General features: G+C 40.2%; 16 protein-coding genes and 3 pseudogenes. 8 read left to right on the top strand and 11 right to left on the bottom strand.

The window, feature by feature from the left end:
- Positions 1-418: 418 nt before the first annotated feature.
- Both NLP_RS34775 and NLP_RS34770 read right to left on the bottom strand, forming a co-directional pair.
- Positions 419-757, bottom strand: a pseudogene (locus tag NLP_RS34775) (CHAT domain-containing protein); the annotation flags it as partial.
- A 9-nt stretch (positions 758-766) separates the two neighbouring features.
- Positions 767-1,084: pseudogene (locus NLP_RS34770) on the bottom strand (tetratricopeptide repeat protein); the annotation flags it as partial.
- A gap of 185 nt (positions 1,085-1,269) precedes the next feature.
- Between NLP_RS34770 and NLP_RS08095 the strand changes: the two are divergent.
- A complete protein-coding gene (locus NLP_RS08095; protein ID WP_104905948.1) occupies positions 1,270-1,770 on the top strand; it encodes an acyl-CoA thioesterase in 501 nt (166 codons plus the stop codon).
- A 120-nt stretch (positions 1,771-1,890) separates the two neighbouring features.
- On the opposite strand, the gene NLP_RS34765 is transcribed toward NLP_RS08095, so the two are convergent.
- Entirely contained in the window at positions 1,891-2,088 is a 198-nt protein-coding gene (locus tag NLP_RS34765; RefSeq protein ID WP_104905947.1) for a hypothetical protein, read from the bottom strand.
- A gap of 452 nt (positions 2,089-2,540) precedes the next feature.
- On the bottom strand, positions 2,541-3,737 hold the full coding sequence (dxr, locus tag NLP_RS08085; protein ID WP_104905946.1) for a 1-deoxy-D-xylulose-5-phosphate reductoisomerase: 1,197 nt from the start codon (positions 3,735-3,737) through the stop codon (positions 2,541-2,543).
- A gap of 671 nt (positions 3,738-4,408) precedes the next feature.
- Here dxr and NLP_RS08080 point away from each other — a divergent pair.
- Together NLP_RS08080 and NLP_RS34760 are read left to right on the top strand one after the other, a co-directional pair.
- Positions 4,409-5,716: a mannosyltransferase family protein gene (locus NLP_RS08080; RefSeq protein ID WP_104905945.1), complete on the top strand. Its 1,308-nt coding sequence runs from the start codon at positions 4,409-4,411 to the stop codon at positions 5,714-5,716.
- A 45-nt stretch (positions 5,717-5,761) separates the two neighbouring features.
- Positions 5,762-7,708 carry an EamA family transporter gene (locus NLP_RS34760; protein WP_234017249.1) on the top strand — a complete coding sequence of 649 codons (1,947 nt, stop codon included), beginning with the start codon at positions 5,762-5,764 and terminating at the stop codon, positions 7,706-7,708.
- 42 nt (positions 7,709-7,750) lie between these two features.
- On the opposite strand, the gene NLP_RS08065 is transcribed toward NLP_RS34760, so the two are convergent.
- On the bottom strand, positions 7,751-9,292 hold the full coding sequence (locus tag NLP_RS08065) for an ArnT family glycosyltransferase (RefSeq protein WP_104909808.1): 1,542 nt from the start codon (positions 9,290-9,292) through the stop codon (positions 7,751-7,753).
- A 179-nt stretch (positions 9,293-9,471) separates the two neighbouring features.
- Here NLP_RS08065 and NLP_RS08060 point away from each other — a divergent pair, with 179 nt between their 5' ends.
- Together NLP_RS08060 and NLP_RS08055 are read left to right on the top strand one after the other, a co-directional pair.
- Positions 9,472-10,671, top strand: coding sequence for a hypothetical protein (locus tag NLP_RS08060; protein ID WP_104905944.1), 1,200 nt, complete (start codon positions 9,472-9,474; stop codon positions 10,669-10,671).
- Between the two features lie 50 nt (positions 10,672-10,721).
- The gene (locus NLP_RS08055) at positions 10,722-12,104 is read left to right on the top strand and encodes a DUF2079 domain-containing protein (RefSeq protein WP_104905943.1); all 1,383 of its coding nucleotides are present in this window, start codon (positions 10,722-10,724) and stop codon (positions 12,102-12,104) included.
- On the opposite strand, the gene NLP_RS08050 is transcribed toward NLP_RS08055, so the two are convergent.
- The 5 genes and pseudogenes from NLP_RS08050 to NLP_RS08025 form a co-directional block, all read right to left on the bottom strand.
- The gene (locus NLP_RS08050; protein ID WP_104905942.1) at positions 12,101-12,754 is read right to left on the bottom strand and encodes a Uma2 family endonuclease; all 654 of its coding nucleotides are present in this window, start codon (positions 12,752-12,754) and stop codon (positions 12,101-12,103) included. The genes NLP_RS08055 and NLP_RS08050 overlap by 4 nt on opposite strands.
- Positions 12,755-12,919: 165 nt before the next feature.
- Entirely contained in the window at positions 12,920-13,306 is a 387-nt protein-coding gene (locus NLP_RS08045) for an endonuclease domain-containing protein (RefSeq protein WP_104905941.1), read from the bottom strand.
- A gap of 333 nt (positions 13,307-13,639) precedes the next feature.
- Positions 13,640-14,114, bottom strand: a pseudogene (locus tag NLP_RS08035) (hypothetical protein).
- 81 nt (positions 14,115-14,195) lie between these two features.
- Complete coding sequence (locus NLP_RS08030) at positions 14,196-15,782, bottom strand: hypothetical protein (RefSeq protein WP_234017248.1); 1,587 nt, start codon at positions 15,780-15,782, stop codon at positions 14,196-14,198.
- Positions 15,783-16,072: 290 nt separating this feature from the next.
- On the bottom strand, positions 16,073-17,464 hold the full coding sequence (locus tag NLP_RS08025) for a malic enzyme-like NAD(P)-binding protein (protein ID WP_104905939.1): 1,392 nt from the start codon (positions 17,462-17,464) through the stop codon (positions 16,073-16,075).
- Positions 17,465-17,812: 348 nt separating this feature from the next.
- Between NLP_RS08025 and NLP_RS08020 the strand changes: the two genes are divergently transcribed.
- Complete coding sequence (locus tag NLP_RS08020) at positions 17,813-19,405, top strand: gamma-glutamyltransferase family protein (protein WP_104909807.1); 1,593 nt, start codon at positions 17,813-17,815, stop codon at positions 19,403-19,405.
- A 27-nt stretch (positions 19,406-19,432) separates the two neighbouring features.
- On the opposite strand, the gene NLP_RS08015 is transcribed toward NLP_RS08020, so the two are convergent.
- Positions 19,433-20,374, bottom strand: coding sequence for an ADP-ribosylglycohydrolase family protein (locus NLP_RS08015; RefSeq protein ID WP_104905938.1), 942 nt, complete (start codon positions 20,372-20,374; stop codon positions 19,433-19,435).
- A gap of 393 nt (positions 20,375-20,767) precedes the next feature.
- Between NLP_RS08015 and NLP_RS08010 the strand changes: the two genes are divergently transcribed.
- Together NLP_RS08010 and sir are read left to right on the top strand one after the other, a co-directional pair.
- Positions 20,768-21,307: a porin family protein gene (locus tag NLP_RS08010; protein WP_104905937.1), complete on the top strand. Its 540-nt coding sequence runs from the start codon at positions 20,768-20,770 to the stop codon at positions 21,305-21,307.
- Between the two features lie 240 nt (positions 21,308-21,547).
- Positions 21,548-23,464: a sulfite reductase, ferredoxin dependent gene (gene sir, locus NLP_RS08005; RefSeq protein ID WP_104905936.1), complete on the top strand. Its 1,917-nt coding sequence runs from the start codon at positions 21,548-21,550 to the stop codon at positions 23,462-23,464.
- Positions 23,465-23,581 lie beyond the last annotated feature (117 nt).

Genomic DNA, 23,581 nt, shown 5'->3' with positions numbered 1-23,581 from the left:
TCGGTAATAGTGGCTTAGTTAGCGATCGCTCTTAGCTATTTCTCCATTACCATTAAGTGATTGGCTATGGTTGGCCCATCGCATATTTTTTTGTATCTACCAAAACCTCATGAGCCGGATTTTCAGTCTTTAGCTGGAAGGTGTTAATACACACTAAAGTCAGAGGTTGGGTAGTTGAGCGCTCCTCTTTTCCCACAATTTCATCAAAACGCGAAAACTTCTCTACGAGATGCTGCGCGTAGCTTGCTTCCCCGTAGGGGTACGTTAAGCTCCGCTAACGCAGTTTTCATTAGGCTATGTAAAACGATTTAGTAAGGGAATACCGCAGGATCAAAATCAACATTGTTGGGCGTTACTCAGGTCAGATGGTAAATCTGGGCAGTAGCAGCAATTATCATGTCAAAAGCAATTGATACACCTAAAGACCATTGCCAATTAAAATAAAGGGTGCCCAATAGTACGGATGACTAAAGTCATTAACTGCTGCCACGGGTATATTGTGATTTAGGGACTTCCAATCTCCAGTAATTAATGAGACTTGAGCTTGGCGTAAAGCTTCAGTTTTAGTCAACTTTTCGGTAGAGAGGATACCATAAAAAGCACTCATAAGTGCTTGTGTACCACCATCATCTACAGACCACAAAGAGGCGATCGCGGCTCTAGCGCCAGTTTGTTGCATCTGATAGCCGAAGCCCAAAATTTCCTCACCGTTACCTAACTTGCCTCCCAAGCCGGTTTCACCAAGTCGAACCAGATCCCCAAGTTCTTTGTTAATTAATAAGGCTTGCTGATAGGATTGAAGTGCTTCAGAATACTTTTTTTGACTTTGGTAGATTCTGCCAATATTGTTCAATGTTACCGCTTCCCAAGAGCGCTCTCCAAGGTCTCTGCTGATGGCTAATGCTTGCTGTAATTTCTGCAACCCTTCTTTCGATTGACCTTGCCGAGATTCTTCGATAGCTTCTTTGTTAAGCCTTGCAATTTCTGAGAGTTGATTATTCTTGAGTAAAGCTTGAGCTTTTTTTCCAGAGTCGTAGCTCAACCTTGCATTTGTGTTTACCTGGTTCTTGTCTGGATACACCATCCCAAAACCTAGTAAGCTAAGTAGAGATAAAGTAACAACACTCACATGCCGAAGATTAGGCTGCATAAAAAAACACTCCCTATGCTCGTCGGAAGGTAAATATTAAATCAATAAGTCCGGCAACGCAATTAATTTTTATGCTATTCAATAATTGGGAAAATTTATAGGTACTAAGAAATTTGAAGATGTCAGAAAAAAAACCCAGTCAACCAAAACTACCACCAACCAGCGCTCTTGACAATCCATCCAGTCACGAATTTGGGAATTGGTTTGAATATCCTATCAGAGTACAACCCCACCACACTGACTATGCCGGTCTTGTCTGGCACGGTTCCTATCTAGCTTGGATGGAAGAAGCGCGGATTGAATGCTTGCGATCTATAGGGGTTGAATTTGCTGATTTAGTCGCTATAGGCTGCGATTTACCAGTTGTAGAACTGTCGGTGCGTTATCACCGGTCAATTCAATTGGGTATGGCAGTGGTGGTAAAAACGCGCATGGCTGAAGTAACTGGTGTCCGCATCAATTGGGATTATGTCATTGTCTCAACTGATGGACAACAATTGTACGTCACTGCCAAGGTGACTTTAGTCGCTTTGGATCGCGAAAGAGGGAAGATTATGCGTCAGTTGCCGCCGAGTGTTAAGGATGCATTAGCTAAAATTTCAGTATTAAATAATAATTGAACATCAAAGGTTGTAAACACCACATAAACTTTGACACCAGTTATGTCATAGTTAAAAGTTTTATCATTTCATTTTGTTATACTTCACTTTTAATAATTAGTAACAATAAAGTATATATTGTTACTTACTAATTTGGATCTGCGACAGATTTTGAGCAAACTGCGTTACGTAATGCCAAATATCTTGGGGAGTAATGCCAAAACTAATATTTAATAAAATAAGGATTGCCGCAAGAGTTAATGCAGTGCTCACAGTTGCTTTCAGCAATTTCCATAATATTATGAAGACTATCCAAGCTACAATCAACGTAATAATCATATATATTAATTCCTTAATAATTGCCCTTGTCTGAAAGTGGGTTGACTCAGAAAGGGTAAGTTTTTTTGGTAATAATCACTGGTATAAAAGATGCTAAACCCAGTTTTTAATATCTACTAAAATGGGGTTTTTTGTGATAATTAGCCTGGAGATATTTTACCTAAAGACGAGAGAATTATTTATGTGATATACTGGCTTTCTTTGCAAAGTTTTTGTAAAGCTTTTTATTTTTTTGTAGATAAATTATAGATATACATAAAACTAAAGACTAATCCGGAAGTCAAAAGTTATCTTCAATAAAGTTTTATTTGTTAAGTTTTTTGTAGTTTAGTGAGTACATCTTTGCCATCAAGTGAAATGATTTCCATATTAACTAAATTAGAGGCTGGGGATTAGAGATTGGGGACTAAACATCAATTTCTAATCCTCAGTCCGAACTGAACTGAAGGTTTTTATCGCAGAGAAATTATCTGCGAGTGAGTTTCGAAATTTTCAGTCGCTGTTAACACTTCTTGTCTTGCCCATTTATCTGCTGTCAGAATGTCATCTAAAGAGGGATTAGCACGGTTATGATTTTGATGGCGATCGCACACCCATTCAATACATCGGGGAATATCTAAAAACTGAATTTTTTCATCTAAAAATAAAGCTACAGCTTGCTCATTTGCAGCATTCAACACTGCTGGCATTGAACCACCAGCTTTACCCACAGCATAAGCCAACTGCATACAAGGATACTTCTGGTGATCTGGTTCGCAGAAGGTGAAATTTCCAGCTTTGACTAAATCTAGTCGTTCCCAGTTGGTGTAGATGCGATCAGGCCAAGATAGGGCATACAGTAAAGGTAAGCGCATATCTGGCCAACCGAGTTGGGCTAAAACTGAAGTATCTTGCAGTTCAATCAGCGAGTGAATAATGCTCTGAGGATGAATGACAATTTCGATATCGTCATAATCCAAGCCAAACAGAAAGTGAGCCTCAATTACTTCCAGTCCTTTATTCATCAAAGTAGCAGAGTCTACTGTGATTTTCCGCCCCATTGACCAATTGGGATGCTTCAAGGCGTCAGCAACGGTTACATCTGCTAACTTTTCTACATCCCAATCGCGGAAAGCCCCACCCGATGCAGTGAGTAAAATTTTCCGTAAGCCTCCCTTTGGCACACCTTGGAGGCATTGAAAGATTGCGGAATGTTCGGAATCAGCTGGGAGTAATTTTACACCATGTTTTTCAACTAGGGGTAGAACCACAGGGGCCCCAGCAATTAGAGTTTCTTTGTTCGCTAAGGCAATATCTTTACCAGCTTCAATCGCTGCGATCGTGGGTAGCAAACCAGCACAACCAACGATACCAGTAACAACGGTTTGGGCATCGCCATAGCGAGCGACTTCTATCACTCCGGCATCACCTGCCAGTAGAATCGGTTGAGGATCGACGTCAATGATAGCTTCTTTGAGCGCTGGTAATTTATCTTTTGAGCAAATAGCTGCTATTTCTGGTCGAAACTGCCGAATTTGGGCAGCTAACATTTCGACATTGTTACCAGCTGCCAATCCCACAATCCGAAACCGATCTGGATACTGAGTGACAATATCTAAAGTCTGAGTACCAATAGAACCAGTGGAACCAACGAGAGTAATCGCTTTCACAATTGCTTAAGGATTTACAGACAACTCTCACTATAAATTGCTTGGGACTCTTTAATCACAGCAATCACTATAATCGATACACTGATGCAAAGAAGCAAGTACACGGAGAAGTTTCCCGGTGTCCTTGTCCCTGCAACAGTTCCAATCCGTTAATTTCAACTCGATAGACTGTTAGCTACAAGTACATAGACGTAATTAATTTTAAGATAAAACTTTTGTTCGTAGTGAGCGATTTATCGCTCTATGCAAGATTCTCAAGGACTAAAGCCGCTTACTCCAAGCTTTAATTTAATCAAGCCCTTCTACTTAAAGTACTAAAGTTGCTCATTATTCATATATAGCGATTCTCATTTGAATGAGGTACACGGATAGGGGCCTACAGCTAGCTGTGCGCTCCTACGTGGATAATTTTTTCTTTCTGTACCTTATCCATCTGGTTACTGCTGTAACTAGACAAAAATTGTATTTATAAATACTATATTTTAAAAGATAAATTCCGAAAAAATTGGCAAAAGTAACCAAATAGGAAATAATTTCAATTAATCGCTAATCTGTCCAGTTTGTTAATTATGTTGGTGGAGGATTTAATATGCAAAATATTACTCATAAATTGCTGTGTTACAGCCATAGGTAAAAAGATGCACAAAGGAGTTTGTTGAAGCACTCAACCTATGGTCAAAGTTCAGATAGTTATAAAAAAAGTTTTATGGAAAAATGATTTCCTGTTTCCAGCAGCAATATGGCTTGCCAGTCGAATATTCATCTGGACAGCTATGTTGCTGGTTGCACCAAAGCTACCGTTACCAGCAGAGGACTTTTTGCCGCGTTTTGGCTGGGGGGTTTTTGATGCCTGGGATAGTATCCATTATCGAGCGATCGCAACTTCTGGTTATGAATTTGTGAATGACGGCAAGCAACATAATCTGGCCTTTTTTCCTCTGTTTCCCTTAAGCATCTGGGTTTTGATGAAGTTGGGCTTACCGTTTGAATTAGCAGGCACGTTAGTCAACAACTTGGCATTTTTTGCAGCACTTTACTATTTGTACTTTTGGGTTAAGGATCATTATGGCATCAATGCAGCGCACTGGGTAACTGCTGTGCTTTCTTTGTATCCATCTGCGATGTTTACGGGGGTGATTTACACAGAGGGACTGTATTTGTTTTTGAGTACGGCGACTTTGGGGGCGTTCGATCGAAAGCAGTATGGCTGGACTGCCTTTTGGGGCGCGATGGCGACAGCAACACGTCCTACAGGTATGGCACTAATTCCAGCATTAGCGATCGCAGCCTGGAAAGAACGCCGACCACCAGTTGCCTATATAGCTAGTTTCACTACTGCTATTGGCATACTTCTATTCAGTTTGTATTGTGCGATTTATTTTGGCGACCCTTTAGCTTTTATCGAAGCACAGCGGGGATGGCGACCAACTCTGGGGTTTGATTGGCAGGGTTGGTTAAATATGTTCATGCAAATTGCCGTTGGCAGTAAAAATTGGCAATTTGGCTGGGTTCAAAACTCCTCTGGTGCGATTCAAGACCCCTGGTATCTGTTGTTATTTGGCGCGATCGTTGTCAGTGGCTATCTTTTATGGCATTTCCGTCAACGTTTTAGTTCTGTAAAATTATTTTATGGCTTTTATGGTTTAGTCTTATTTTTGTTGATTCTGGCAAGCGAACAGTGGATCGATAACTTCCTCAACTTATTCATGGTCTTAGGTGGTAGCTATGTGTTGTGGCGCTTACACACGCAACTGACCCCAGTTACAGTTATTTATGGCTTTTGTGGTATTGGTTTGCTGCTAGCTTCTGGAGGCACTATCTCCTTAAGCCGTCTTGCCTACGGTATTGTGCCTTTAAACATAGCAATTGGTGTGCTGCTATCTCGCCATCCTCGTCAGGGATATTTAATATTGGGCGCTTTTGTGACACTACTAGCCAAAATAGCTGTAGGATTTGCCCAAGAGCATTGGGTTGGTTAGAGAGTTAGATCCATTATTGCTAAGAAATTGAATTTAAATTTCCTAATGAATGTATCCAATCAAACGAAGATAGCGATCGCTTCATTATTTCTAGGTGTAGGTGCCATATCTTTTGGCTCTATTTTTATGAAATTGAGCGAAATTGAACTCAGCCCCAGCGCCACTGTCTTTAATCGCTTTTGGCTTGCTAGTGTGGTCTTCTTGCTCTGGCATGGATACAAGGCAATATGGCAGCGATTTTCCTTAGATAAACCTATAGAACAGCAACCCTACACCAGCCAGGATCTTTTGCTATTGCTAGGTGCTGGTATTCTTTGGGCTGCCACTTTAGTTTTGTTGGCTTGGTCGCTGACTCAAACTAGCGTTGCGATTTCTAGTGTGTTGCATAATCTCGCTCCCATATTTACTAGCTTAGGGGTGTGGTTGTTATTTCGTCAGGGTTTTGAGAACCAATTCCTGATTGGGATGGTTATTGCCCTTGGGGGAGCGATCGCTATTGAATTTGAGGAGTTGCAAATTGCCACAGATGAGGTTCAAGGAAGCTTGGCTGCGATCGTTTCGGCGATTTTCTTGAGTGCATACCTGCTGATCATTGAAGGAGGCAGGAGGCAGGAGGCAGATAGCACAACGTTAGCGAGTTCACGTACTCTTACAGAGAAGCAAGCTATGCGCAGCGTCTCGCAGAGAGCGTCGGATAATATTACTCCTGCCTTGCTTGATAACCAATCCATAGAACAGAAGCCTTTTACAAGTCAAGAAGTGTGGACACAGCTAACGAGACTGATACAATTTATGACGAAAGCTTCCGAAAAAACATTATTAAGATTAGTGAAATCTCCGTTTAATAGGTTCTTAAACTCTCTGCCATTCCCGGTTCCTGGATACTTGCCTATTGGGATTATATTAGCAGTGGTGATTCGATTGGTTTGTGTTCCAAATAAATCGGTGGATTACAAGTTTTTTTTGGCGCGTTGGTATGATTTCATTGCATCTCATGGTGGGTTGAACGCTCTTAAATATAGTTTTGCTGATTATACGCCGCCCTACCTATATTGGATTGTAATTGCTGCCACCCTGCTTTCTGGATTGCCGAAAATTTTCGCAATTAAGCTTTTTGCGATGACTGTTGATTTTCTTTGTGGTTTTTTAACTTATAAAATTGTTCGACTAAAATACCCAGAGGGTAATAAACCAATCTTTGCTTTTTTGGCAGTTATTTTAAGTCCGACTGTTATATATAATAGTGCCCTCTGGGGTCAATGTGACAGCATCTATACAACAGGAATGATTGCTTGTATTTACTTTTTGTGTATTCAAAAAGAAATTCCTGCCTTGCTCAGTTTTGGTGTCGGACTTTCTTTTAAGTTACAAGCGATGTTTTTAGCACCTCTATTATTAGCTCTTTTATTGAAAAAAAGAATTCATTGGTATTATTTACCATTAATTCCAGCGGTATATATAATTTTAGTTTTGCCATCGTGGTTGATGGGAAGACCGATACAAGAATTGCTGTTAGTATACTTTAACCAAGCTAATAAATATAAAGAATTGGCTAAAGGTGCGCCGAATATTTATCAATGGATTCCTAACAATTTTTATAATATTGTTGTCCCTATCGGTTTAACATTAACTGTATCTGCAATATTTTTATTAGCATACATTGTTTATAAAAGTAAACTAAAAATTACTCATAACAGACTGATACACCTAGCCACCATCTCAGTTTTGTTTATGCCATATATCTTGCCCAAAATGCACGAAAGATATTTTTATCCTGCCGATATTCTTTCGATTATCTTTGCTTTTTACTTCCCTCGATATTTTTGGGTAGCTATAGTTGTGCAAATGGCATCATTTTTCAGCTATTTGGGAACTCCCATATTTATCCAGTTATTTTCAGTACCTTTAGGTTTTGCTCTCTGGTTTGTTGTGCGAAAGTGCGATCTGATTTATCCAAAGCTAAATTTTAGAGAGTATGTATCTAAAGGATAAATTAATTAAGATAAAAAAAGTAAGATATCTTAGATATTTAACTTATAGGGAAACAAGCGTGAATTCTTTAGTCGCTCCAATAATTTTACTACCAGTTATATTAATTTGCTGTAAAGCACCATTGTCTAACAGCAAATAAGATTTATTAGATAACATTTTTTTTAAAATTGGCACAGTTGCAGGAGTTATCTTACAATCGCAGTAAAAGTCTAAACTGGGACGCCCATAAGCAAAAGAAGTATAAATTTGTGTTCCTGGTGAAACATTTGCCCGAATTAATTCTGCTACTGGTTTAACTGGAAAAGCTTCCTTTAATTCCCAAATCCATGATTGCGAACTCATCAACAGTGCTAAAACTAAGTACATCCCAGAAAATAGCACTGGAATAAAGTTGCGATCGCGTTGGCTAATTAACCAGACTACTGCACTCATACTTATTGCCAAAACAATGCTCATGACTATTAAAATAGGCTCTTTTTTTGCAAGAATAAAGTAAACACAACCTCCTAAGCCAGCAATCGCAATAATAGCCATAAATATTATCCAAGTTCGCACCTTAAAATGACCATACTGCCAAATTTCGCTAAGTCTAGCACCAATTGCTAAAGCTAAAAATGGATATACAGGCATAACATACCACGGGAGTTTAGTTCTCATTAAAGAGATACTTCCTAAATAAACAATTGTGCTGATTATAATTAGATGACCCCAGGAAGTATGACGTTTTTTCCAAGCTAGATAAAAACCTGACGGTAAAAATAATAGCCACGGAAAACTATACTTAATTAACTCAATTAAATAGTACCAGGGTGGCCCACTATGACCTTCAACAGATTGTGTCAGGCGATCAAAGGTTTGTGTTTGAAAGTTCACTTGGAAGAAAGTTTCGCCATAATGTTGCCATTGAGCAGCAAACCAAGCGATCGCTGGTGCATTTCCTAAAAATATTCCCACTAATAAATAGGGGCTTGTTAACAAAGCAAACTGCCGATCTGCAATCAGGAACAAACAAGCGATCGCTCCTAGCGGCAAAACTATCATCCCTTTGGTGAGAGCGATCAACCCTAAACAAAATCCTATACCTAGAGCATATTGACGATTTTGACGTGCTTTTAACAAACAAAACAACAGCAGTAAGAAAAAGGTAATAGTTGTACCATCTAGCATTGCTAGCCGTCCGTGACGCACCACAGGCAACATCGTCAGGTAAACTAAAGCGCTAAACAGAGCTGGTAAACTTTGGTTAAAAAGCAAACATCCCACCAAGTAAAGCAAAGGCACTCCCAAAGCAGTTAACACTGCACCCGGTAGACGCGTTGTCCACTCATTCACGCCGCCGATCGAATAAGTCCAAGCAATTAACAAGTGCATCAGGGGTGGCTTATTATGATAAGGTTCTCCTCCCAAAGTGGGGTAAAGCCAATGCATTGAACCAAGTGGGGCACGCCAAATTTCACGAGCAACCTGTGCCACAGTACCTTCATCCCAATCTCGTAAAGGGGAGTTTCCCAAAAATATCAGCCATAGAAATAGAGATATTACCAGTAGGCTAAATAACCATTCTTTTTCTCGGAATAGACGCATATCTAAAATCGGGATAATCATCTCAAACCTCCAGGATATTCCCACGAAAGCTTGCTTTATATGGCATCATAGCAGCTTCGTAAACCAGTCTTATGCTACAGCAAAGTGTTGAGCAGCCTTTGCTGAAACAATAGATACTTTGACATGATTTCATTATTTTTGAATAACAGATACAATTTATGACGAAAACTTCAGACAAGACATTATTAAAATTAGTGAAATCTCCGTTTAATCGGTTCTTAAATTTTTTCCCATCTCCAGTTTCTGGATACTTAACTATTGGAATTATCTTAGCAGTGCTGATCCGATTGGTTTGTGTTCCTAATCAATCATCTGATTATAAATCTTTCTTAGCGCCTTGGTATGATTTCATCGCATCTCATGGTGGGTTGAACGCTCTTAAATATAGTTTTGCTGACTATACGCCGCCCTACCTATATTGGATTTTAATTGCTGCCACCCTGCTTTCTGGATTGCCAAAAATTTTCGCAATCAAGCTTTTTGCGATGACTGTTGATTTTCTTTGTGGCTTTTTAACTTACAAAATTGTCCGACTAAAATACCCAACTGGTAATAAACCAATCTTTGCTTTTTTGGCAGTTATCTTGAGTCCAACTGTCATATATAATAGTGCCATCTGGGGTCAATGTGACAGCATATATACAACAGGGATGATTGCTTGCATTTACTTTTTATGTATTCAAAAAGAAATTCCTGCTTTGCTCAGTTTTGGTGTAGGACTTTCTTTTAAGTTACAAGCGATGTTTTTAGCACCTTTATTATTAATTTTTTTAGTTAAAAAGAAAATTCATTGGTATTATTTACCATTAATTCCGGCGGTATATATGATTGCAGTTTTACCGCCTTGGTTGATGGGAAGACCGATACAAGAATTGCTATTAATCTACATTAGTCAAGCTAATAAATACAAAGAATTGGCGAAAGGTGTGCCGAATCTTTATCAATGGATTCCTAACAATTTTTATAATATTGTTGTGCCTATCGGTTTAACATTAACTGTATCTGCAATATTTTTATTGGCATACATTGTTGATAAAAGTAAGCTAAAAATTACTCAAGAAAGACTAATACATTTAGCCACCATCTCAGTTTTGTTTATGCCATATATCCTGCCCAAAATGCACCAAAGATATTTTTATCCTGCCGATATTGTTTCGATTATCTTTGCCTTTTACTTTCCGCGATATTTTTGGGTAGCTATAGTTGTGCAAATGGCATCATTATTTAGTTACTTGGGAACTCCCATATTTATCCAGTTATTTTCAATACCTTTAGGTTTTGTTCTCTGGTTTGTTGTACGAAAGTGCGATCTGATTTATCCAAAATTACAAACTGGATTTTATTCTAATCTTAAATAAAAAAATTAGTAAGGGCAAGTAGGATTTAAATAACAGAAACCCTGTCAAAAATGAGTCATATTAAAGTAATTATCGGCATTAGTAGCTTAATTTTATTTATCTCCAGTAGCTTACGACACGAATTATTTAATTCATCTGGGGATTTAGCATTTTTTGACCAATGTATTTACTTAATTAGTCAAGGAAAACCGCCAGTTTCTTCTGTACTTGGTTTTCATCTGTTAGCCGATCATGCTGCTTGGATTTTATATCCTTTGGCTTTACTGTACAAAATTTACCCTAGCGTTTATTGGCTGTTTGCAGTACAGTCTGTTGCTTTAGCGTTAGGTGCTTTACCTACATATTTTCTGGCGCTGCAAGCAGGTTTAAAAGAAAATTTAGCAGTCGCAATAGTGGCTGTATATCTAATGTATCCGGTGGTGTACAATAGCAATCTCTGTGATTTTCACCCTGATACGATCGCAGTCCCTGCCCTTTTGTTCGCAGTTTTGACCGCTAGATCGAGAAAAATAGCTTGGTTTTGCGTCAGTATTCTTGTGGTATTGGGTTGTAAAGCTGTATTATCACTGACTGTAGTTGCAATGGGGATTTGGTTACTCTTGTTTGAAAAGCGACGTTTATATGGTGCGATCGCAATTATTAGTGGAACAATATGGTTTTTGATTGCTAACTGGATGATCATCCCTTATTTTGGTAGCGAAGCAACCTTATTGAACCGTCATCTTTATCGCTATAGCTATTTGGGAAACTCATTTTCCGAAATGCTACAAATATTACTGTTTCAACCCAAAATCATTTTTAACAACCTTTTTTCAACTATAAACTTAGAATATTTATGTTTTTTATTTTTACCTGTTATTTGGGGTTTCAGACCACAATACCTCACACCATTGATAAGTATAATTCCTTGTATAGCACTAAATTTACTTGCCGATCATCCTTCACAAAAAAATCTGGTTTTACATTATTCTTTACCAGCAATTCCATTTCTTATTTTAGTTTTAATTGCCAGCCTAGCAGCAGGTAAAGCATGGCTAAAACAAAGACGAGCAATTATTTTGTGGTCATTACTTTGCTTTTTCGCTTTCGGAAAATATGGTTTCTTTAGCTCAAAATACCTCCACAATATAGATAATTGGGCAGCCACAAAAGAGGCGATCGCTCTAGTGAAGACTAAAGATAGCGTTTTAACTACAGATATAATTACTCCACATTTAACCCACAGACAGTTAATTAGTTTTAAATATAATCCTTCCCAAAATATTGCTGAATTGAATAAGTTTTATTATGTCTTGCTAAATGTTCGCCATTCAGGTTGGGCTGCAAGTTCCGAATCTCTTTCTAACTTAGTAAATATATTGAAAAACCAGTCAAATTTTCACTTTGAATATCAACAAGATGATGTATATCTTTTTGAAAAAACTATTAGTTAACAATACTCCTTTTGCTGAAACTGGCTCAATAACCAAGCCCCAACTTCAGATTGATTCATCTCACGGCTACGGCGTAAAGCTTCCTCTAAAGTAAACATCGCCAATCCCGGCAATACTTGTGATTCTTGAATACGTTTACTACCCTGCTCTGCCATAGCATAAGCAATGATTTGGGCATTTTGAACATCTACTACCCAATATTCAGCAACGCTTAACTCTTCATAGAGCGATCGCTTTGTACCTAAGTCATCCAGCAGAGATGTTTTCGCAATCTCAATCACTAAATCTGGTACAGGATACCGATCAAGGTTGACGATTCCTGTACCTGCTGGGATAGTTTGGGCACGTTCTCTAAGGTAATACGCTACATCGGGCTGACAGTCCTGAACTCCAGTTTTACGAAAAGTGGTTGTGTCTAAACCTGTCGCCAGTATTCCTTTAAGTGCCGCAAATAGAGTCACTGCAAAAATAATTACAACATGGTCTTTACCATGATCAAAACTAACTCGTGCGATCTCCAGCCTCATGTGCCCCTTATAGTAGTAACTCTTTGCCTTCTCGTTGAGCAAGTTAGCGATCGCTTGCTCATACTCTTGCCAAGAAGCACAAATCCATATATCTGTCGGTAACTGGGTCTGAGTTTCACTCATTGTCTAACCCTTATGCCAGTAAGCTATATCTCTTGTAACTCAAATTCTAAACTTCTAGCTCAACTTTTTAACCTCTGAAGTGCAACCTTCGATATCTGAGGTTGGATAAGCGCGGTTGGAAGGCGATCGCTGCTTGAAAAAACTAAACTACAATTTCCCCCCTTTTTAAGGGGGGTTAGGGGGGATCAAACCCTGTATCATCTCACACACACTATCAAACTGATTTAAAACTTGGCTATTTGTAAACCTGAGAACCTTTAAACCATAGCCCTCCAGAATATGAGTTCTCTCCATGTCATAATCTTGACCTCGATCTGTAAAATGACTATCCCCATCAATTTCTATCACTACTTTTAAAATCGGACAGTAGAAATCAACGATGAAATGATTAATTGTCCGTTGTCTTAAAACGCGAAATTGAAAGGTTCTCAGATATCCATACCAAAGCTTCTTTTCTGCTGAAGTCATGTTTTTGCGAAGTTCTTTTGCTCTTTCCACAAGCTTTGGATTGTAGGGTAGATGGAAATCGCTATTATTGAGGTTTTCTGTTATAGTTTCTAGTTTTGATCCCCCCTGCCCCCCTTAAAAAAGGGGGTAATATATACTTTTTACTCGAACGTTGAGCCTCTGAACTCGGAAGTTGCACCTTTTTGCTCGAACGTTGAGCCTCTGAACTCGAAAGTTGCATATTTTTGCTCGAACGTTGAGCCTCTGAACTCGGAAGTTGCACCTTTTTGGTGGAACGTTGAGCCTCTGAACTCGGAAGTTGCACCTTTTTGCTCGAACGTTGAGCTTCTGAACTCGAAATGTCGTGCTTTTAACTCCAACATTCAAGTTCTGAAGCTCTAACGTTTTACTTTTGACGTGCAACTACCAACTTATTTTCTACAACATTGGTTCTTTAGGCTCCAACTTTACAGGTTTACGAGTAAATCGTTTTCCCATTTCCGCAACCACTGTATCTAAACCCGCCCCTTGTCCACTGGCTTTGGCATAGCTATACACTTGCAACGCCGCTGCATAAGCTTCACTGCCTACTGCCAAAGAAGTATCATCCACGAGTTCTTGCAATTGTGTCAAGGATAACAACACCGGATACAACGCTTCAAATAATTGCACGTCCTTTCGCATTTCATCCAAATCGAACGATCGCGGTAAAAACTCTGGGTTCTGCGCCGCCACCTCTAATGCTTTGCTTACAAACGCCCGACTCTTATCGCCCATCTTGGGTAAAGTCTTGCGATCGTCGAAACCTCAAATCAACTAAAAATGGTAACTTTTCTTTAATCGTGCTAATCGCTTGCAACACAGCATCTCTCTCTGTTTGTGCCAGTGTTGCACTAATTGGGGTCGTAGACATAGAAATCACTCTCCAGTATGTTTCTTAAATCTAGAGTGCCCACATATACAACTAAAATTTCCATTCACACAGCAAAGCTGGTTATCGTAATAAAGACTGATTGGGCGTTAACTGGCTCTCAAAACGGCTGTAAACAATTTGGGTTGGATACCAAGAAGAAAACCAGTACAAATCTTGCATAACTTTGCAAGAACTACTCTCATCTGCTAACTGAAAGTGAACCACAGCTAAATTATTCAATCCAACGACTTCTCGTCCTTCCTGAAACCAACGAGATTTCCAAAAAATCAGTGGTTGTAACCATTTCCATTTAGCATTTTCGGTTCGTTTCCAGGGAGCTATCAACGATAATATATCTGCTGTGTAGGTAGAAATCTGAACACTGTTTCGAGGTATCCACTCCAGTACACAATGCCATTCAGAGTTAGTCAGCAGCTGGCGATTATGGTGTAATTGTTTCTCAGAAATTTCTACCATATTGGGTGGATTGCTCCAGCCTATCCAATGTCGCGCCTTTTCTGGGAGCAGCCAATCTTTCAATCGTGTATGAATCAGCCGCGTCAAAATCTCTTCATTCTTCAACGCACTAGCGGTTAACTGTACCAAGACAGATTGTAATTTGGAATGGGTGCGTGCATAAGATAAGTGAGCAACAGAACTGTAATGGATATCTCCAGAAAGAATAACGACTTGTTGGCGTTCCTCAAACAAGGTGGTTAGAAATTTTGCCAGGGCTTCAACATTAATGTTCCAGGCATCTCCAACATCGGTTGAAAAAACTTTTTCCTGTTGTAAGTGCCAATGATGAATCCAATCAATCACTTGTAATCCAAATACATTCGTGGGCGCAATCACAAATGTAGTTTGAATCTGAGTTTGTTCAGTTACTTGTTGTAAAGGTAAAAGTAGTTGTTGCTCAAAGGCTTTTGGACACAACAGCATTGGTGGGGCAATTGGTTTTTGCTCGGCTGGATAACCCCGCCAAGTCCGCGTATCCAGCACAATTACTTCATGGCAATCGCTGCGGACTATGTAGTTCCAAGTCAATGCTTCAGGATCTCGATCCAAAATGAATACTGAACCATCTCGGACTAAAATAGGTAAGTCTGTGTGCGGATCGTTGGCTGGCATCCCTACATAACGAGCGATGCCTACGGCGGGCTTCGCCAACGCTTCATCAGCCTTTGCATCCGTTCCTTGGGAAGCTGACCAAACTTGTGTAGCCGTCAACAACTTTTCACCTGGTTTTCCTGCTGCAAATTGCCCTGGTGTATTGCCCCAACCCTGAAATACCGTATAAGCTAACAATGCATTTTGGACTATTCTTCGCCCTAAGGGATGCCCCAGTACTCGCAAACACCAAGCTTGGTTCAAATTCCAGTCATCACTAATATCATGGTCATCAAAGATGCTGTACATGGGGATATTGGCAAGGGCGCGGCGCACTTTCCAAAGGGTGTAGATGAATTGGCGCAAATGCTGGACTTCTCGGTTCCACTTTTTGATAGCATGGCGATCGCGCGTTACTTGATGTCCTTGGGGAAATGCTGTTGGCCAGCACACTGGCGACCAAGCTAGTAAATAAGTAGCGTAATATTCGCCTAAACTGAAAAGATGACTATTGACTTTCTCAGCTTTATTTGACAAGACTGTTTCAGTGCTACCCATACTGTCACAGACTCCGGCTCAGTATGTTTGAGGATTGGCCCCCCTAAAATCAGTGGTAGTTCTTGTAAAAACTCGTCCCCAACTTGATACTTCATTGCAAACAGTTGACAAAATGACAGTGTTTTAGATGTGTTACTTTGCTCCTAATTGATAGCTCCAACTCATCTAATCACCAATCATGCATAAATTCTCATCTGTTTAATATCAGTTCATAGCGCAAATTGATTGCAGCCTAAAAGCTTAGGGACAGGCGAGATGCCCATCCCATAAGAGTGATTCTTATTAGTTAATTAATTCTGAGCGATGCCTTCTTCACGCGCGGCACGTTGCACAGCCGCAGCAACAGCAGTGACGACGCGCTCATCAAACACTGAAGGAATAATATGTTCCCGATCCAAGTCTGAAGGCTTAACTAAAGAGGCGATCGCACTTGCGGCTTCTAGGTACATTTTGATGGTAATTGTCTGTGCCCGACAATCTAAAGCACCACGAAATACCCCAGGAAAAGCGAGGACGTTATTGATTTGATTTGGGTAATCACTGCGACCGGTCGCGATCACAGCCACATCTTTACTAATTAATTCTGGCTGAATCTCTGGAATGGGATTTGCCATTGCAAACACAATTGCGTCTTTCGCCATTGAATGCACCATTTCTGGTGTCAAAACTCCCGGTGCGCTGACACCAATAAACACATCTGCCCCTTGCATTGCACCCGCTAACGTACCCTGAGCTTTCACGGCAAATTCGAGTTTTTCTTCTGTCAAATCGGTGCGACTGATAGAGATAATCCCTTTAGAGTCGCACATCCAGATTTTTTCTGCCCCAGCTTTACGGAGTAACCGAGCGATCGCCACTCCCGCCGCCCCAGCACCGTTAATCACAATGCGGATTTCCGCCATTGATTTATGTACCAGTTTCAAAGAATTAAATAATGCTGCCAAGGTGACAATTGCTGTACCGTGCTGGTCGTCATGAAAAACGGGGATATCTAATTCTTGGCGTAATCTCTTTTCAATTTCAAAGCAGCGAGGTGCAGCAATATCCTCTAAATTCACGCCCCCAAACACCGGAGCGATATTCTTAACTGCTTGGATAATTTCTTCTGTATCTTGGGTGGCCAGACAAATGGGAAAAGCATCCAGCCCCGCAAATTCCTTGAATAGCATTGCTTTGCCTTCCATGACTGGTAGGGCTGCTGCTGGTCCGAGATTTCCCAAACCCAAAACGGCACTACCATCGGTAACAATGGCAACAGTGTTTTGTTTAATGGTTAAGTTGTAAACTTCCTCTGGGTCTTGAGCGATCGCTGTACAAATTCGACCGACTCCAGGCGTGTAAGCCATTGCTAAATCGGAAACACTCTTCAGGGGAATTCTACTGCTAATGCTGATTTTGCCACCGCGATGCAAATTAAAGGTGCGATCGTAAACACTGAGTAACTTGATATCTGGCAATGCTTTGACTGCTTGGACAATGGTTTCAGCGTGCTCAGTACTAGCAGCATCCACAGTCAGATCGCGGGTAGATTCTTTGCGGGTTTGCTCGATTAAATCAATTTGACCGAGATTACCGCCAGTGGTTGCGATCGCCTGTGTTACCGACGCCAACATCCCTACACGATTGGGAATCTGCAAGCGCAGTGTCAAACTAAAACTAGAATTGGGAGTTAGGTCTGCCATGTTGATTTTGGATTTTAAGTTTTAGATTTTATATTGAATTGAGACAAAAACTAAAATCTGAGATTTGTAGTCTGTAGAAACACAATGTATGTATTTTGGGATAATCATCAGTAGTTAGTTTATCCACTGCTCCCAGTTTTGATGATTATTTTTATTTATACCAATGCATTTACTAATATAAGTGAGTAACAATTTAGTAATTGTACCCAAATACACCAGATATTTTTTTAAGATTTTATCTGTGTAAATATTTGTATAACTTTAGGGATGGCCGCCGAGATACCGGCGGCCACCCGTGTAGGCCTGCAAGAATCAGCTGGCAAAAAAATATTACTACAGAGCCATTTTATGGAGTTCAATCTCAATCATTATCCTTACCATTCCCACCGTCGAGTTATTTTAGGCAAAAAATATGCTGTTGCTACTAGTCAACATTTAGCAACCCTAGCAGGAATAGAAATGTTTTTAGCAGGAGGAAATGCAGTTGATGCTGCCGTTGCGACTGCGATTGCTTTAACCGTTGTTGAACCGACATCAAATGGAATTGGTTCAGATGCGTTTGCGATTGTTTGGGATGGGAAATTACATGGTCTTAATGCTTCTGGAAGAAGTCCTCAACAGCTGAATTTAAAATCATACTTAGGTATGGAAAAAATTCCTCAATTAGGATGGTTATCTGTAACTGTTCCTGGAGCAGTTTCTGCTTGGTATCAATTATGGAATCGCTGGGGAAAATTACCGTTTGAACAACTATTTACTCCAGCAATCCGTTATGCAGAACAAGGGTTTTCTTTGTCTCCCATAACTGCACAATATTGGCAACGTCAAGAAAATATTTATCTGTCTTTAAAATCTCCAGAATTTCAGCCGTTCAAGCAAGTATTTTTTCCTAACGATCGCGCTCCTCAAACAGGAGAAGTATGGGGAAGTTTATGGTTTGCAGAAACATTAAAAGAAATTGCTAATAGCGGCACAGAAAGCTTTTATCGAGGAAAATTAGCGGCGGCGATCGCTAATTTTTCTGCTGATACAGGAGGATGTTTAACAAAAACTGATTTAGCCAATCATCAACCCATTTGGTGCGATCCAATCTCAACTCAATACAAGCAATTACAAGTATGGGAAATCCCTCCCAATGGACAAGGAATTGCTGCGTTGATGGCACTGAATATTTTAGAAGGCTTGAAAATCGAAAAATATGCTCGTGATTCAACCGAAAGTTTCCACTATCAAATTGAAGCGATGAAACTTGCTTTCGCTGATGTTTATTCTCATGTTTGCGATCCAGATTTGATGAAGGTTTCTGTTAATCAGCTACTAGATAAAAATTATGCTCTACAGCGTCAATCCTTAATCGAAGATACAGCAATTACTCTAGCTAATACAGGATTAACTCAAGGAGGAACTGTTTATCTATGTACTGCCGATCCAGATTTAATGGTATCCTTCATTCAATCTAACTATGAAGGATTTGGTAGCGGTATTTTAATACCTGAAACTGGAATTTCTTTACAATGTCGGGCAGCAGGATTTACTTTACAAGAGGGACATCCTAATCAAGTTGCACCACAAAAACTTCCATTTCATACTATTATCCCCGGTTTTCTCACTAAAGACAATCAACCTTTAGGGCCTTTTGGGGTTATGGGTGCACCAATGCAACCACAAGGACACTTACAAATGGTAGTTAATTTATCTGACTATCAAATGAATCCTCAAGCTGCTTTAGATGCACCTAGATGGCGATTTTTAGAAGGCAATAAGATCCTTTTAGAAAAGGGTGTAAGTTCTGAAATTATTGCAGGCTTAAAAAAGCGAGGTCATAATCAGGAAATTGCTTCTGAAATAATGTTTGGTAAAGGTCAAATGATTCTGAGACATAATGGAGTGTTAGTTGCTGCTTCTGAATCTCGTTCTGATGGTTTAGCATTAGCATATTAAGCACTTGGATTTTTGATAAGATCGGGGCTAGCTGTAAACAGCCCTAGCAAAGCGCTCTGCCAAGTAAATAATGTCTTGTCTACGAGCAATTTGGTTCATCCATTGTTTGGGAATATTTTCCACCCCGTAGTAAATTCCCGCTAACCCACCAGTGACAGCGGCAGTAGTATCGGTATCTCCGCCTAAGTTAACAGCTTTTAGTACCGCCTCAGAATAAGACGAACTATTTAATAAACACCACAGGGATGACTCCAAGGTATCAATCACATAACCACCAGAATTAATCTCTTCTACTGGTACTTTGGCAATCTCACCACTGAAAACTCTGCCAAAATGCGGCTTCTCTAACAAAAATTCTCGCACAGAATAAATTGTTTGGATGTCTTGTAATGCTTGTAGATAAGCTGTTTGAAGGTCAGCCCCTTCCAAGAGCGCCACTGCAATACTAATATAAATGCCGCAGGCCATTTGCGATCGCGCATGAGCATGAGTAATCGCCGAAACATCATGCACCCGCGCCAGCAATTCACTTAAAGTCAAGCTTCTGTGACAATAAGCTATTGGCAAGATTCTCATCAACGAACCATTGCCATTACTATTTTCAACCTTACCGCCCGCCTGATGGGGAACAACTCCCTGTTTCAGGCGCATAATTGCTGTGTGGGTTGTTTGACCAATATCAAAAACATCGCCACGGGGAGTCCAGTAAGCCTCCTTGTACCAGCGCCAGAAGGAATTGGCTATAGCATCCAACGAATACCCCCTACAAAGGCATTCTGCCAAGCAAAAGCTTAACGAACTGTCATCTGACCAAGTTCCTGGTGGTTGATTCCATGTGCCATAACCCAACATCGTTGTCACTGGAGATTTTACTCGTTCAGCACGGCTAGTAAACTCCACTGGCACACCCAACGCATCACCGACACATAAACCCATCAAACCAGATAACGTTTTTGCAGCGGTTAGCATTATTCAATCTCCACAATAATTGCTCAAAATTAACTTTATAGATTCCTTCTATAGCTTGTTGCAACAGATGCTACAGCCTACTTTTTCATCATCTGTGAAAAGCTCGGCAAAAATTATTAATAGAGTATTTTATTTACCATATCCTGACTTAGTTTTAGTTCCAAATATTGTGCCACTTTTCAAAGCGTCTATTTTTGGAACAAATAACCCGGATAAAAAGACATTGAAAGTAATTATAACAGCTTAATTATTCTTTTCAGGGATAGTTTATTTTTAAAGCTTATGCATCAATAGCAACATTACTTTAATAATATTTGGGAAACATTTGGAACATTATCACTTTATTTTCGACCTGGAATATACAAGTAAAAAATACAAAATTTAGTAAAAATTATGAAACGCTTACTCAAGTCTTTCGTGACAATTTCTGCATTGTCTTCCTTAATAGTTGCTCCTTTTGTTCTATCAGCTGGTCAAGCTTCTGCTGAAACCAAAAAGGGTACTGATGCTAGTTATGTTGGTGCTGGTGTTGCAGCTGGCGTTACCAGTGGCGGACAAGGTATCAATGATGATGCCACATTTGGCGGTAATGTCACAGGTCGCGCAAAATTAGGAAATACACCATTTTCTGCACGCGGTAATGTCCTTTGGAGTGATAAAACAAGTGCCATAATTCCAGAACTTTCTGTGGATGTACCTATCGCTAATAGAACTAACGCCTATTTAACTGGTGGTTATTCTTTTGTAGAGAAAGATGGCTCACCAACTCCTATAGGTAACAGAGATTCTGTAGTGGTAGGTGCTGGTGTTGAATCGGAAGTTGCTAACAATTTCCTTGTCTACACTAATGCTAAAGTCGGACTTGGTGCCTACCAAAATAGCGATGCTTCTGCTGTTAGCATCAATGGTGGTATTGGTTATCGCTTCAAATAAAAGATTATTGAGTCCTCATTCGCTCTATACTTTACTTAAGTACTCAGGACTCAGCACTCAAAACTTACTACTTTAAAAAGCTGGTTTTGTTAAGTATTACATCACTGACAAAGCCGGCTTTTGCCGTGGTAAAATTAAAATATTCCTCATTATTCCGGCCGGATTACCGGGGATCAAGTAGCCAAAGGGTGCTGATTCGGTGTCTACGTAATGCTTTATTGAGAATACTATACAAGTCTAATGGTAAAATCTGCTCCTTCCCCCATCGCTAGCCGTAAGCCTTCTAAACTAGAAGGAATCAAGGAAAATAGTAATTTTTTGCGTGAACCTGTAGCCACTGAGATCCTTCAAGATACTACCCATTTTACCGAAAATGCGGTGCAGCTTTTGAAGTATCACGGTTCTTACCAGCAGGATAACCGTGACAACCGCACCAAGGGACAGGAAAAAGATTACCAGTTTATGCTGCGGACAAAAAATCCCGGTGGTTTAGTACCACAGCAGCTATATCTGGCTTTAGATAAACTAGCTGATGAGTATGGCAACCACACCTTACGAGTAACTACCCGTCAAGGTTTCCAAATGCACGGAATTTTAAAGAAGAATCTCAAGACATCAATTGCCACAATTGTCAATAATCTGGGTACGACTTTGGGAGCTTGCGGTGACATCAACCGCAACGTGATGGCACCACCAGCCCCCTTTAAGAATCGTCCAGAGTATCAATATGCTTGGGAGTATGCCCAGAATATTGCTGACTTGCTCTCAGCGCAAACAGGTGCTTATTACGAAATTTGGTTAGATGGGGAAAAGGCAATTAGTGCTGAAGAAGACCCAGAGGTGAAGGCGGCGCGACAACGCAATGGGAATGGCACAATTATTCATAACAACGAAGAACCGATTTATGGCACTCACTATATGCCCCGCAAGTTTAAAATTTGCGTGACGGTGCCAGGAGATAATTCGGTTGATTTGTATTCCCAAGACCTGACGTTGGTAGTGATTACCAATAAGAAGAAGCAATTAGAAGGATTTAATATTTTTGCTGGTGGTGGCTTAGGTAGAACACACGGAAAAGAAGAAACTTTCGCTAGGTTAGCAGACCCCATTGGCTATGTGGCAAAGGATGACGTTTACGACATAGTGAAAGCGATTGTTGCTACCCAGAGAGATTATGGCGATCGCACCGATCGTCGTCATGCCAGATTAAAATATCTAATCAACGATTGGGGTGTAGATAAATTCCGCACCCAAGTTGAAGAATATTTTGGCAAACCAGTCGAAGCCTTCAAACCACTGCCAGAGTTTAAATATCACGACTTCCTTGGCTGGAATGAACAAGGTGATGGCAAGCTATTCTTAGGAATTTCCATTGACAATGGTCGAATCAAGGATGAAGGTTCGTTTCAACTGAAAACTGCTTTGCGGGAAATTGTTGAGCAGTTTAACTTGTCCATCCGGCTGACAGCCAACCACAACCTGATTTTTTACGATATTGAACCAGATAGCAAGGAAGCTATTCAAGACATTCTCAGCCGTCACGGTGTCGGAGATGACCCTAGTAAAATCGAACCTTTAGTGCGGTATGCAATGGCTTGTCCGGCTTTGCCCACTTGCGGCTTGGCAATCACGGAATCAGAACGGGCAATACCAGGCATTTTAGAGCAGATTCGCGCTCTATTAGATAAAGTTGGTTTACAAAATGAGCATTTTGTGATCAGGATGACCGGATGCCCCAACGGTTGCGCTCGTCCCTACTTGGCAGAATTGGGCTTTGTTGGTAGCGCCCCAGAATCTTACCAATTATGGTTAGGGGGTTCGCCAAATCAGACTCGACTGGCGCAACCGTACACAGAAAAGTTGCACCATAATGATTTAGATACCTTTCTAGAGCCGATTTTTGTTTACTTTAAGAAATCTCGGAAATCGAAAGAAAGTTTTGGTGATTTTTGCGATCGCGTTGGTTTTGATGCTATCCGCGAATTTGCCAGCACCTACGAACCCCAAACAGCTAATAGTGCAAATAAATCACGTCATCGGGTGAACTTGAAAGAAGAGGTTTATAGCAAGTTGAAGGGAGTAGCAGAAAGCCAAGGTAAGCCGATGACTCAGTTAGTGACTGAAGCGCTAGAGGCTTACTTCCAAAATCTTTCGTAAGCCAAAAAATTGAAGATAATTAAACTACAGATAGACACAGATGGATTTATCTGTGTCTATAGCAGTCCTAAATCATTTGTGAAAATTATATATCTCTTTTTTCTTTCTTCCCTTTGC

Source organism: Nostoc sp. 'Lobaria pulmonaria (5183) cyanobiont' (assembly GCF_002949795.1).
Lineage (GTDB): Bacteria > Cyanobacteriota > Cyanobacteriia > Cyanobacteriales > Nostocaceae > Nostoc.
Note: the sequence above shows the minus strand (reverse complement) of the source record. Positions and strands in the feature narration are given on the sequence as shown.